The organism is Arthrobacter sp. PsM3 (genome assembly GCF_030433895.1).
Lineage (GTDB): Bacteria > Actinomycetota > Actinomycetes > Actinomycetales > Micrococcaceae > Arthrobacter.
This window is the reverse complement of the sequence record NZ_JARUXE010000006.1, coordinates 110,278-122,889: the sequence shown is the minus strand read 5'-3', so window position 1 is coordinate 122,889 and position 12,612 is coordinate 110,278. Positions and strand designations below refer to the sequence as shown.

The 12,612-nt window shown below is 67.6% G+C and carries 13 protein-coding genes; 12 read left to right on the top strand and 1 reads right to left on the bottom strand.

The window, feature by feature from the left end; translation table 11 throughout:
* Positions 1-9 precede the first annotated feature (9 nt).
* The 8 genes from QCD75_RS04650 (at position 10) to QCD75_RS04615 (ending at position 9,861) form a co-directional block, all read left to right on the top strand.
* Entirely contained in the window at positions 10-1,506 is a 1,497-nt protein-coding gene (locus QCD75_RS04650) for a bifunctional phosphatase PAP2/diacylglycerol kinase family protein (protein WP_301226169.1), read from the top strand.
* A gap of 131 nt (positions 1,507-1,637) precedes the next feature.
* Positions 1,638-2,582, top strand: a complete 945-nt coding sequence (locus QCD75_RS04645) for an ABC transporter ATP-binding protein (protein ID WP_301226168.1) — start codon at positions 1,638-1,640, stop codon at positions 2,580-2,582.
* Positions 2,583-2,585: 3 nt separating this feature from the next.
* Complete coding sequence (locus QCD75_RS04640) at positions 2,586-3,476, top strand: ABC transporter permease (protein WP_301226167.1); 891 nt, start codon at positions 2,586-2,588, stop codon at positions 3,474-3,476.
* 30 nt (positions 3,477-3,506) lie between these two features.
* Positions 3,507-4,823 (top strand): sensor histidine kinase, encoded by a 1,317-nt coding sequence (locus tag QCD75_RS04635; protein WP_301226166.1) that lies wholly within the window; start codon positions 3,507-3,509, stop codon positions 4,821-4,823.
* 24 nt (positions 4,824-4,847) lie between these two features.
* A complete protein-coding gene (locus QCD75_RS04630; RefSeq protein ID WP_301226214.1) occupies positions 4,848-5,627 on the top strand; it encodes a response regulator transcription factor in 780 nt (259 codons plus the stop codon).
* 255 nt (positions 5,628-5,882) lie between these two features.
* Entirely contained in the window at positions 5,883-7,340 is a 1,458-nt protein-coding gene (locus tag QCD75_RS04625; RefSeq protein WP_301226165.1) for an amino acid permease, read from the top strand.
* A 266-nt stretch (positions 7,341-7,606) separates the two neighbouring features.
* Positions 7,607-8,512 carry an intradiol ring-cleavage dioxygenase gene (locus tag QCD75_RS04620; RefSeq protein ID WP_301226164.1) on the top strand — a complete coding sequence of 302 codons (906 nt, stop codon included), beginning with the start codon at positions 7,607-7,609 and terminating at the stop codon, positions 8,510-8,512.
* Between the two features lie 38 nt (positions 8,513-8,550).
* Entirely contained in the window at positions 8,551-9,861 is a 1,311-nt protein-coding gene (locus QCD75_RS04615; RefSeq protein WP_301226163.1) for a M18 family aminopeptidase, read from the top strand.
* A 4-nt stretch (positions 9,862-9,865) separates the two neighbouring features.
* Here the strand turns inward: QCD75_RS04615 and QCD75_RS04610 are convergent, their stop codons facing one another.
* The gene (locus QCD75_RS04610) at positions 9,866-10,480 is read right to left on the bottom strand and encodes a DUF1345 domain-containing protein (RefSeq protein WP_301226162.1); all 615 of its coding nucleotides are present in this window, start codon (positions 10,478-10,480) and stop codon (positions 9,866-9,868) included.
* Between the two features lie 310 nt (positions 10,481-10,790).
* Here QCD75_RS04610 and rpsF point away from each other — a divergent pair, with 310 nt between their 5' ends.
* The 4 genes from rpsF to rplI all read left to right on the top strand — a co-directional run bounded on the left by rpsF (position 10,791) and on the right by rplI (position 12,580).
* Positions 10,791-11,096, top strand: coding sequence for a 30S ribosomal protein S6 (gene rpsF, locus QCD75_RS04605; protein WP_024366241.1), 306 nt, complete (start codon positions 10,791-10,793; stop codon positions 11,094-11,096).
* A gap of 55 nt (positions 11,097-11,151) precedes the next feature.
* Positions 11,152-11,745: a single-stranded DNA-binding protein gene (locus QCD75_RS04600; protein WP_301226161.1), complete on the top strand. Its 594-nt coding sequence runs from the start codon at positions 11,152-11,154 to the stop codon at positions 11,743-11,745.
* Between the two features lie 125 nt (positions 11,746-11,870).
* Positions 11,871-12,110 carry a 30S ribosomal protein S18 gene (gene rpsR / locus QCD75_RS04595; protein ID WP_003800144.1) on the top strand — a complete coding sequence of 80 codons (240 nt, stop codon included), beginning with the start codon at positions 11,871-11,873 and terminating at the stop codon, positions 12,108-12,110.
* Positions 12,111-12,127: 17 nt separating this feature from the next.
* Positions 12,128-12,580 (top strand): 50S ribosomal protein L9, encoded by a 453-nt coding sequence (gene rplI, locus QCD75_RS04590; protein WP_301226159.1) that lies wholly within the window; start codon positions 12,128-12,130, stop codon positions 12,578-12,580.
* The last annotated feature ends 32 nt before the right edge of the window (positions 12,581-12,612 follow it).

Sequence of the window (12,612 nt, the reverse complement as noted above, 5' to 3'; positions counted from 1 at the left end):
GGTGGTCGGATGCGCAGCATGCTGAGGAAAGCGCCGCGACGGCTGGGGAAGCTGGACCGGAAACTTGTACGCGCCATTTCCGACTTCCCCGGGGGCCACCATGACGAGTTCTTCCGGCGGCTTTCCGCCGCGGCGAACAAGGGCAAGCTCTGGTTCGGCATCGCCGCCGGGATGGCATTCTTCCCCGGGCGGACACGGCGGGCCGCCCTCCACGGGGTGCTGGCCCAGGCCGTGGCCTCTGCGGTGACGAATGTGGGCTTCAAGACGCTGCTGCCTCGCGCCCGCCCGCTGCCGGAGAACCTGCCGGCCTTCCGGTTTGTCCATCCCCAGCCCACAAGCTCCTCGATGCCCTCGGGGCACTCCGCCTCGGCCGTGGCGTTCACCCTCGGGGTGGGCCTCGTGCGGCCGGCGCTCGGCGCCGCGCTGGCCCCCCTCGCAGCGGGCGTGGCCTACTCCCGGGTCCACACCGGCGCGCACTGGCCCTCCGATGTTGTCTTTGGATCGGCGATCGGGGCCGGGGCGGCCCTGATGACGCGGAAATGGTGGCCGGTCCGGCCGCCCTACCCCGAGGTCCGGCGGACCGCCGTGAAGGCCGCGGAGCTCCCGGAGGGCGAGGGCCTGGGGATCGCGGTCAACACCCTGGGCGGATCGTATGCGGAAGAGACCGCAGCGGCCCTCCAAAAGGTATTCCCCAAGGCGTATATACAGGAATTTGGCCAGGATGAGGATCTTGCAGCGGGGATCTCGCGGGTCGCCAGCCGGCCCGGAGTCGTGGCCCTGGGTGTGTGGGGCGGGGACGGAACGGTCGGCACGGCGGCAGCGGCCGCCGTCGAACATTCCCTCCCGCTCCTGGTCCTCCCGGGGGGAACGCTCAACCATTTCGCCCGCGACGCCGGGACCCCCACCCTCACGGCCGCCGTTGCAGCCGCCTCCCGCGGCGAGGCGGCGCGGGCGGATCTGGGCCGGGTGGCCGTGGAACGCGGCCTTCCCGGCAGGCCCGAGCAGGTGCAGTTGACCATGCTGAACACCGCCAGCATCGGCCTCTACCCCAACCTGGTCCGCCGGCGCGAACTGCTCCAGCCGGCCCTCGGCAAACCCCTGGCCGGCGTGGTCGCCATGTTCCGGACCTTCGCCGCGGGGACGCCCACCACCCTGGTCGTCGACGGCGTGCGGCACAAACTCTGGATCCTCTACATCGGTCGCGGCCGCTACTACCCCCGCGACCACGCCCCCCTGGTCCGGCCGGTCCTGGACGACGGTGTCCTCGACCTCAGGATGATCACCGCAGACGAATCCTTCGCCCGGCTCCGGCTGCTGTGGTCCGTGCTGACCGGGACCGTCGCCACCTCCGGGATCACGCACCTCAGTGAAGCCAGGGGTATCCGGGTCGAACCGGGGGACACGACGATGGTCCTCGCGGTGGACGGCGAAGTCATGCCGGGGGTGCGCGGCGTGGAATTCTCAGTCCTGCCCGGCGCCCTGACCTACTACTCGCCGGCATCCTGACAGCCCGCCCCGTCATCCTCCCGGACTACCCTGAACCGACCCTGAATCATCCCTGAGACCGGCGAATTTAGGTCTCCGGCTCGGTAGCGTGGTGTGTACGCCAACCCACCGCTAGCTAAAGGAACGCTTCCATGATCGAAGCACGAGGCCTGACCAAAGTCTACGGCGACAAGACCGCCGTCGCCGGGGTCAACTTCACCGTCGAAGCCGGCCGGGTCACCGGCTTCCTGGGCCCGAACGGAGCCGGCAAGTCCACCACCATGCGCATGATCATGGGGCTGGACCGGCCGACGTCGGGCACCGTCACCGTCAACGGCACCCCGTTCGCCCAGCACGCCGCCCCGCTGCGCGACGTCGGCGCGCTGCTCGACGCCAAGGCAGTCCACACGAGCCGCTCGGCCTACAACCACCTCCTGGCAATGGCCGCCACCCACAGCATTCCCAAGCGACGCGTGCACGAAGTCATCGAAATGACGGGCCTGGCCGATGTGGCCAAAAAGAAGGTCGGCGGCTTCTCGCTCGGCATGGGACAGCGGCTCGGCATCGCCGCCGCGCTCCTGGGCGACCCGCAGACCGTCATCCTGGACGAGCCGGTCAACGGCCTGGATCCCGAGGGTGTTGTCTGGGTCCGCAATCTCGTCAGGCATCTGGCGTCCGAGGGCCGCACCGTGTTCCTCTCCAGCCACCTGATGAGCGAAATGGCCGTCACCGCGGACCACCTGATCGTGATCGGCCGCGGCAGGATCATCGCCGACGCGCCGATCCAGGACATCATCAACGGCAAGGGCCGGATCCGCACCCGCGTCCGCACCGACCAGCCGGACCAGCTGATGCACCTGCTCGCCGGCGACGGCGTCTCCGTGGAACTGCAGGACAATGAACTGCTCGAGGTCACGGGCCTGGACCCGCGCCGGATTGCCCGCGCAGCCCTGGACGGCCACGTCATGATCTACGAACTCACCCCGCTTCAGGCCAGCCTTGAGGAGGCCTACATGGAACTGACCAAGGATGAGGTCGAATACCACTCGCTGATCGCCACGGGCGCCGCCGCCCCCGTCCAGTCCGGAGGCAACTAAGCCATGAGCTCCACCACCCTTGATCCCTCCCGCCGCGGCACGCACGCCGCCGGCCACACCGCCGGCACGTTGCCGGGAACCAGCACCGGCCCGGGGCCCAGCTTCCTGCGCGTGCTGAATTCGGAATTCATCAAGTTCCGCACCCTCCTGTCCACCCTGATCCTGCTCGGCTGCACCGTCCTCGTCGTCGTGGGCTTCGGCGCCCTCTCCGCCTGGGGAACGGGACAGTTCTCCGAGGCGGCGTCCAGAGATCCGCAGGCGGCCGCTGCCTTCGCCGCCCAGGGCGGGGACCTCGCCGTCGGCGTTCCCACCTCCGGCATCGCGTTCGCCCAGTTGATCCTAGGCTCCCTTGGTGTGCTGCTGATGAGTTCCGAGTTCACCACGGGCATGGCCCGCTCCACCTTCGCGGCCGTCCCGAAGCGGATCCCGGCGTTCGCCGCCAAACTGCTCGTGGTCATGGTGACGGCGTTCGTCCTCACCGCAGCCTCCGTATTTCTGGCCGGCCTGGTGTCGCTGCCGATCCTGGACAACTACGGCCTCAAGCTGGACCTCTCCAGCTCGCAGTCGGTCAAGATGCTGCTCGTCAACAGCCTCTACGTCGCGGCCGTTGCCGCGATCGGCATGGCCCTGGGCTCGCTCATCCGCAACTCAGCCGGCGGCATCATGAGCCTGGTCGGGCTGTTCTTCGTGGCACCGATCGCCTTCCAGCTGATTCCGGGCGATTTCTTCGTCCAGGCCCGCAAGTACCTGCCCGGCAACACGGTCGACCCGATGACAGCTGTGCAGCACGTCCCGGACACCCTGGAAGCCTGGCAGGCCGCCCTGGTGCTGGGCGCCTGGGTAGTTATCCCGGTGGTCCTGGCCGCCGTGCTGCTGAAAAAGCGGGACGTCTAGGCCCGCGGACTCACCGTCTAGGCTCAGAGCATGATCGATGCAGTTGCTGTGAAGGACGCGCCAGCCAGCCAGGCTGACGCGTCCTTTGCTGAAATCACCGCCCGGCGGCGGGGCAGAATCCGGCGCTACCTGTTCCAGCGTCCGCGGGCCATGGATGCCGTTGTGGTGGCCTGCTACCTGTTCCTGGTCATCCCCACAGCCGTGGAATCAGTGCACGACGGCGTCTGGCCGGCGGCCGTGCTGCTGGCTGCAGCCGCGGCGGCGCTGTCGTTCCGGCGGAGCCATCCGGTACCCGTGGTAGCCGTGGTTGCTGCGCTGGAAGCCGGCGTGACCCTGCTGCACCCCTGGGGCTCCAACATCTCCGCCGGGCTGTGGTTTGCGCTCTACGCGGTGGCGGTGGCGCGCAGCCGGCGTTTCGCCCTGGGATGCCTCGCGGCGGCCACAGCGCCGCTGGTGTTGCTGTACGTCCGGCTGGCCGTCGGCCCGCTGGACGGGCGGCTGCCGGACATGGGTATGAACACCCCGGAGAACTTCCAGCTGATCAGCAGCATCGCGGCCTGCGTCAGCATTGCCCTCTCCAATGTCATCGCCACCGGAATCGGCGTCTCGGTCCGGCAGCGGCGCGCGCACGAGCACGAGATTGCAGCCTGGGCAGCGAGGGCAGGGCGGCTCGCGTCAGTCACGGAACGGAACCGAATCGCCCGCGAGATGCACGACGTCGTGGCGCATTCCCTCACGGTGATGATCAGCCTTTCGGACGGGGCCGCCGTCGTGCTCAAGAAGGACCCGGCGCGGGCGGCGGAAGTGCTCGGCGAACTCTCCCGCACCGGCCGCACCGCCCTGGCGGATATGCGCCGCGTCCTCGGGGTGCTGCGCGACGACGCGTCTCCCGGGCAGGCTCCGCGTGAGCCGCTCGTGGCAGGGGACAACCTGGGCAAACTCCTGGAAGGTTTCCGCACCGCGGGCCTCCCGCTGCACTATTCGCACACCGGACCGTCGCTGCCGGAGGACGCGGCGTTCCAGTTGACGGTGTACAGGATCGTGCAGGAGTCACTCACGAACGTATTGCGTTACGGCCGTTCCCTGGGGCGGGTGGACGTGGCGGTTGTCCGGGACGGATCCACGGTCACCATCGACGTCGTCGACGACGGCAAGGGCTCAGTAGGTTCGGACGGCGCGGCAGCGGAATGGGCACGGGATTCGGGGTCCGTCGGCACCGGCCAGGGCCTCGCCGGAATGCTGGAGCGGGCCCGCATCTACGCGGGCGCCGTCGAGGCGGGACGCAGCGCCGAGCACGGCTGGCGAGTGCACGCCGTGTTGCACTGGAACGGCGACAACGGGAAGTGAGGGCACATGAGTGAAGGGGAACCGATGACCGGGACCGGACCGATCCGCATCCTGCTGGCGGACGACCAGCCGCTCCTGAGGATGGGCTTCCGCCTGATCCTGGAAGGAGAGGATGACCTGAGCGTTGTGGGCGAGGCCTCCGACGGTGGCGAAGCCGTGGGCCAGGTCCGGGACCTCGCCCCCGACGTCGTGCTGATGGACGTGCGGATGCCGGTGCTGGACGGGATCGAGGCCACCCGGGCGATCACCGCATCCGGCGCCCACGCCAAGGTCATCATCCTCACCACCTTCGACCTGGATGAATACGCCTTCGCCGGACTCCAGGCCGGGGCCTCGGCCTTCCTGCTCAAGGACGTGGCGCCGGCCGAACTGATCAGCGCCGTCCGCGTGGTGGCGAGCGGGGACGCAGTGGTGGCGCCGCGGGTCACCCGGCGGCTGCTGGAAGAGTATGTCCGCGGCAACGGGGCCGGCAACGGGGCCGGCACGGGCGGGGCCGGGGGCATGCCCGGGGCGTGGGCGCCTTCCGGGTCCGGGGACGCCGCCGGACCGGGATCCCCCGCCGGGGCCAGGCCGGCCAAGGATCCGCTGCTGGAGGACCTCACCGCGCGCGAGGCCGAGATGCTCGGGGCGATGGCCGAGGGGCTCTCGAACGCCGAGATTGCGCACCGGTACTTCCTTTCCGAAGCCACCGTCAAGACGCACGTGAGGCGGATCCTCAGCAAGCTCCACCTGCGTGACCGGGTCCAGGCGGTGGTCTACGCCTACGAGACCGGCCTGGTGGTGCCGAGCAACCCGGACTACTGAGTCAAAGGGGCGGCCCGCTCCGCGGGAGCCTGAAGCAGTGGTTTCAGGCACATTTCGGAATTGCCTGTGAGGCAACATCCTTTGCCTCCTGCGCCCATTTCCTGGACCTGTGCCCGCAATGCCGGCCCGTCATTTGTGGGATTGCACAGAACGGACGCTTCCCTGCCGGGTCTACTGTGAGACGTCAATGTGGTCCGCCACACAAGTTTTCACGATCCACCGCGGATCCAAACAATCCACGAAGGACGGCGCTTCATGCAGGCTGACCAGCAGCTCTCCAAGTCCCTGAAACCCAGGCATCTGTCCATGATCGCCATCGCGGGGGTGATTGGTGCCGGCCTGTTTGTCGGCTCCGGCGCCGCGATCCAGCAGGCGGGCCCGGGCATCCTGGTCGCCTACGCTGCGGCGGGACTCGTCGTTATCCTGGTCATGCGGATGCTTGGCGAGATGGCCGCGGCGAACCCCGAAACCGGCTCGTTCTCGACCTACGCTGACAAGGCCCTGGGCCGCTGGGCGGGGTTCAGCATCGGCTGGCTTTATGCCTGGTTCTGGATCATTGTGCTGGGCATCGAGGCGACGGCGGGCGCGGCGATCATGCACCGCTGGGTGCCCGGCATCGACCAGTGGGTCTGGGCGCTGCTGCTCATGGTGCTCCTGACGCTGACCAACCTGGGCTCGGTGAAGTCCTTCGGTGAGTTCGAATTCTGGTTCGCCTCCATCAAGGTCGCGGCAATCGCGCTGTTCCTGCTTTTCGGCGTCGCGGCCATCCTGGGCCTCATCCCGGGCGTTCCGGCCCCCGGAGTGAGCAACCTGCTCGAAAACGGCGGCTTTATGCCCAACGGGCCGGGCGCCGTGCTGGCGGGCATCCTCGTGGTCGTGTTCTCCTTCTTTGGTGCTGAAATCGCCACCATCGCCGCCGGGGAATCCGAAAACCCGGTCGATGCGGTCAAGAAGGCCGTGAAGTCCACCGTCTGGCGCATCCTCGTCTTCTACATCGGCTCCATTGCGGTCGTGGTCACCCTGCTGCCCTGGAACTCCGCCTCCGTGGCCAAGAGCCCGTATGTTGCCGTCATCGAACTGTTCGGCATCCCCGGGGCCGGCACCATCATGGACATCGTCGTGCTGACCTCCGTGCTGTCCTGCCTCAACTCCGGCCTGTACACCGCGAGCCGGATGCTGTTCTCGCTCTCCCGCCGCGGCGACGCGCCGCGGTCCTGGATGCGGATCTCCAAGCGCGGTGTTCCCGCGGCCGCCGTCCTGGCCTCCACCGTGGTGGGCTTCGTCACCGTGGGACTGAACTACATCGCCCCGGACACCGTGTTCCTGTTCCTGGTCAACACCTCAGGGGCCATCGCCCTGTTCGTCTGGCTCGTGATCGCCGGCTCGCAGCTGATCCTGCGCCGCCGGATGGGTGCGGCGGCCAAGGACCTCCAGCTGAAGATGTGGCTCTTCCCCTACCTGACCTGGGTGGCCATCATCAGTATCGTGGCGCTGCTGGTCGGCATGGTCATCCTGGATACCACCCGCGAATCGCTGCTGCTCTCCCTGGCCCTGGCCGCCGTCGTGGTCGGTATCGGCCTTTGGCGCTACCGCAAGAATGGCGGGAAGACACCTGCCGCTGAGACCGCCGAGACAGCGCCCGCCGAGACCGTGCCCGCCGAGACGGTGGCGCCGGCTCAAGACGTCACCGTGGGTGCCGGCCCGGCGTCGTAGCTCACGGAGGGCCTGCGCTTTCGTCGGCACCGCGGGACATGCCCAGTCCTGATGCGTGGCATTGGACATATGGGTATTATGTCCACCCGCCGCCGCCAGGGAGGGCATGTCCCGCGGGGCAGAGGGGACATGTCCGGACTTGGGCGCACGCGGAGGGCATGTCCCCCGCCCCGGCCAGCCCCCGCCCCGGCCGTTCCCGCGCAGACCACAGCGGCCACACAGCAAGGGCCTAGTGGGGGCATAGCACCGCGGGGTTCCATGGACGCATGACCACTACTCCGCAGCTACCGCACGAGCCGCACCCCAATCACGACCGCGGCCTCGAATTCGACCTCTCCACCCTGCTGAGCCGCCGCTCGCTGGGCATGTTCCTCGGCGCCGGCACGGCCGCCGCCCTGGCAGCCTGCAGCCCGGGCGGCTCCGCCACAGGAGGCGCGTCCGCCACGGCCGCTGCGACGGCGTTGACGCCGGCATCCTCCGGAACTGCGGCCGCCAGCAGCACCCCCTCCGTCTCGCCCACACTGACGCGGGCCATCGCCGAGTGCGGTGTCGAAATACCCCAGGAAACGGCGGGACCCTACCCCGGCGACGGCTCCAACGGCCCCAACGTACTGGCCGCATCGGGCGTGGTCCGGCAGGACATCACCTCCAGCTTCGGGACCTCCAGTGCCAAGGCCGGCGGTGTGCCGCTTACCGTCACGCTGACCCTGCTCGACAACGCCAATGGCTGTACGCCCCTGGCCGGGGCCGCCGTCTACGCCTGGCACTGCGACAAGGACGGAAAGTACTCCATGTACGACGCCGGACTGAAGAACGAGAACTACCTCCGCGGCGTCCAGGAGGCCGACGCCAACGGCCAGGTCACCTTCCAGACCATCTTCCCCGGCGCGTACAGCGGCCGCTGGCCACACATCCACTTCGAAGTCTTCGATTCCATGAACAACGCGACGGCGGCCGGGCAGGTCCTCGCGGTGTCCCAGATCGCGCTGACCGACGCCGCCTGCAACGAGGTCTATGCCTCGTCCGGCTACGAATCCAGCGCCCGGAACTTCCCCGGGACCACGCTGAAGTCGGACAATGTCTTCGGCAACGACGGCGGCGTCTACCAGCTGGCCACGATGTCGGGGGCGGTGTCCGGCGGATACACGGCCGGACTCAACGTCACCGTGTAGGGGCCCTCCGCCCGCGCCACGGCGCTAGACTCGGAGCCATGCCTTCAGAGTCCAGCGCCGCAGCCCACATCCAGGACCTCGGCGCGTACGTCACCGCGTCGCCGTCGAGCTTCCACGCCGTCCACGAGGCCGCCCGCCGGCTGGACCAGGCAGGATTCACCGCCCTCGACGAACTGCGGGCCTGGGACGCGGCCGCCGGCGCTGGAAACTTCTACGTGGTCCGGGACGGCGCGGTCATCGCCTGGGTCACGCCGGAGACGGCCGGTCCGACCACCGGATTCAACATCCTCGGCGCCCACACCGATTCGCCCTCCTTCAAGCTCAAGCCCAAACCCACCACCGGAAAATTCGGCTGGCTGCAGGCCGGCGTGGAGGTCTATGGCGGCCCGTTGCTCAACTCCTGGCTGGACCGCGAACTGCAGCTCGCCGGCCGCCTGGTGATGCGGGACGGCACCCAGCACCTCACGGCCACCGGGCCGCTGCTGCGTTTCCCGCAGCTGGCCATCCACTTGGACCGCGCCGTGAACGAGGGGCTGGCCCTGGACAAGCAGCAGCACATGAACCCCGTCTACGGCCTCGGCGACCCGGCCGGAGAAGACCTGCTCGGCCTGTTGGCGGACCGGGTTCCGGGCGCGGACGTGGACGCTGCCCTGATTGGCGGCTACGACGTCGTCATCGCGGACACCCAGGCCCCGGCCGTGTTCGGCGCGAGGGGCGAGTTCTTTGCGTCCGGCCGGCTGGACAACCTGTCGGCGACCCACGCCGGGCTCACCGCGCTCATCGCCCACGCCGCCGCGCCGCTGCCGGCCGGCGCTCACATTGCCGTGCTGGCCGCATTCGACCATGAGGAGATCGGCTCCGCCTCCCGGTCCGGCGCGAGCGGGCCCCTCCTCGAAGACGTGCTGGTACGCATATCCGACGGACTGGGAGCATCGGCGAGCCAGCGGCGGCAGGCGTTTGCGGCGTCGTTCTGTGTGTCCGCCGACGCCGGGCATGCCGTCCACCCCAACTATGCCGAACGGCACGATCCGGCCAACCGGCCGGCCCTGAACGGCGGCCCGCTGCTGAAGATCAACGCCAACCAGCGCTACGCCACGGACGCCACCGGCGCCGCCCTCTGGGCCCGGCTGTGCGCGGACGCGGGTATCCCGTACCAGGAATTCGTCTCCAACAACGTGATGCCGTGCGGCTCCACGATCGGCCCGCTGACCGCCACCCGCCTCGGCATCAGGACGGTCGACGTCGGCGTGCCCCTGCTCTCGATGCACTCGGCCCGGGAACTCTGCGGCGTGGAGGACCCCTACCGGCTCGCGAGTGTGACGAAGCTGTTCTTCCGGACCGCGGCATAAGCCCTCAGAAGGCCAGGCTGACCACGAGGCTGATTGTCGTGGCCAGGATGACGGTGCCAAAGAGGTAGGACAGCAGGCTGTGTTTGAGCGCTTCGGCCCGGACGCCGTGGTTCTGCAGGGCGGTGTCGGAGACCTGGTAGGTCATGCCGAGGCTGGTGGCGAGGTAGGCGAAGTCGGTGTACTGCGGCGGGCGTTCCTGGTTGAAGTCGATGCCGCCCACTGCCGCGCCGGCCTTCCCCCCTGTGCTGTAGTAGAGCTCTGCGTATCGCAGCGTGAACAGCGTCTGCACCAGCAGCCAGGACAGGGCTACCGATGCCAGCGCCAGGAGCCCGCCGCCGAAGCGGGACCCGCCGTCGTTGGCGTGGGAAGCAACGACGACGACGGCCACCGCGCCGAGACTGGCGACGTTGGCCGCCAGAATCAGCAGGTCGGTGATGCCGCGTGCTGGATCTTCCGCGGTCGCATGCGCCCGGGTCTCGGTCGGATCCAACCTGCCGATCACCAGCCAGACCCAGACGACATAGGTCAACGAGGCTGTGCCCCAGCCGACAGCGGGAGCCTCTACCCAGTGTCCTGACAGGCCGGTCGCCGTGGCCGCCAGCAACCCGGCGAGGAGCATAACCGCCAGTCGCAGCCGACTGCGCCGGCTCGGCCGGGAACTGCCGCTAATCGGGGATCCGGGTTTCATTCCCCGATCATGGCACAGGGTTGTCCACATGGGGGCCGGTTTGGCTGCCGTGGCCGAGCTGGCCGGGCCTACGCTGGACCGGCATGGAATCGCGGAATCCGGTCCTGATGCACTAAGCTGTTGAAGTCTGTGCTGCGCCCTGCCCCCGTTCCTGGGAGCAATGCGGGCACATGGCACCGCAAATGAACCTCCTGTTACGGAAATGCCGTAACCGCTTAGCCCAAAGGAGGTGGGTTCACATATGCGTCCTTACGAATTGATGGTAATCATCGACCCCGAGGTCGAAGAGCGTACCGTTGAGCCAACGCTTCAGAAGTTCCTGAACGTCATCACGACCGATGGTGGAACCATCGAAAAGGTTGACATCTGGGGCCGCCGTCGCCTGGCCTACGAAATCCAGAAGAAGTCTGAAGGTATCTACGCCGTGGTGAACTTCACCGCTGAGCCGGCTACCGCCAAGGAACTTGATCGCCAGCTGAGCCTCAATGAGACCATCATGCGCACCAAGATCACCCGCCCCGAAGTGCAGAAGGTCGTTGCTGAGTAATTTCAGCTCCCGATTTTCATTCTTCACCCCGCAGGAACGAACAAGGAGGCAGTAGATGGCAGGCGAAACCACTATTACGGTCATCGGTAATCTCACCAGTGACCCCGAACTGAGGTTTACACCGTCAGGTTCGGCAGTAGCGAATTTCACCATCGCTTCTACTCCCCGCACGTTCGACCGCCAGTCCAATGAGTGGAAGGACGGGGAAACCCTGTTCCTCCGCGCGTCGGTGTGGCGTGAGGCGGCCGAGAACGTCGCCGAATCCCTGACCAAGGGCATGCGCGTGATTGTTTCCGGCCGACTGAAGAGCCGTTCCTACGAAACCAAAGAAGGCGAGAAGCGCACCGTTATCGAGCTTGAGGTCGATGAAATCGGCCCCAGCCTGCGCTACGCCAACGCCAAGGTCAACCGCACCCAGCGCTCCGGCGGTGGGGGCGCCGGCAACGGCGCCCAGGGTGGCTTCGGCGGCGGCAACAGCGGCGGCGGCTTCGGTGGCGGCTCTGGTGGAAACCAGGGCGGCGGCAACTCGGGCGGAACCTGGGGCGGCAACCAGCCCGCACAGCAGCAGGATGACCCTTGGGCCACGCCCGGTGTCAGCAATGCAGGCGGCGGCTGGGGCAACGGCCCGGATTCCGAACCTCCCTTCTAAAAACATCTAAGGTTCGACGACTGAACCCGCCGGGACGCCGCAAGGCGGACGGGCGCTGACCGCCGTCGGATCACCACCATCCCGTGGATCAATATCCACGGGCTCCATCGAATAGGAGCTCCACGATGGCTAAGGCTGAACTCCGTAAGCCCAAACCAAAGTCCAACCCCTTGAAGGCCGCTGACATCACTGTCATCGACTACAAGGACGTAGCATTGCTGCGCAAGTTCATCTCCGACCGCGGAAAGATCCGCGCCCGTCGCGTCACTGGCGTCACGGTGCAGGAACAGCGCAAGATCGCCCAGGCAATCAAGAACGCCCGCGAAGTTGCTCTGCTGCCTTACTCCGGCGCTGGCCGCGGCTAAGGAAGGGATTAACTAACATGGCAAAGCTCATTCTGACCCACGAAGTAACCGGTCTCGGTGCTGCAGGCGATGTTGTCGAGGTCAAGGACGGTTACGCACGTAACTACCTGCTGCCCCGCAACTTCGCTCTGACCTGGTCCAAGGGTGGCGAGAAGCAGGTTGAGTCCATCAAGGCTGCCCGCGCCGCCCGCGAGCACGCTTCCCTGGAAGACGCTCAGAAGCAGGCCGCTGCACTCTCCTCCAAGCCGGTCAAGCTCGTTGTCAAGGCTGGCGAGACCGGACGCCTGTTCGGCACCGTCAAGCAGGGCGACGTGGCCGACGCTGTTGAGGCCGCTGGCCTTGGCCGCATCGACAAGCGCAAGGTTGAACTGCCGACGCACATCAAGTCGGTCGGTTCCTACCAGGCCAACGTTCGTCTGCATGACGACGTTGCCGCTGTGATCGAACTCGACGTAGTCGCAGGCAAGTAGCCCTCACCGGCTCTGCAGTCCTGAACTGCCGG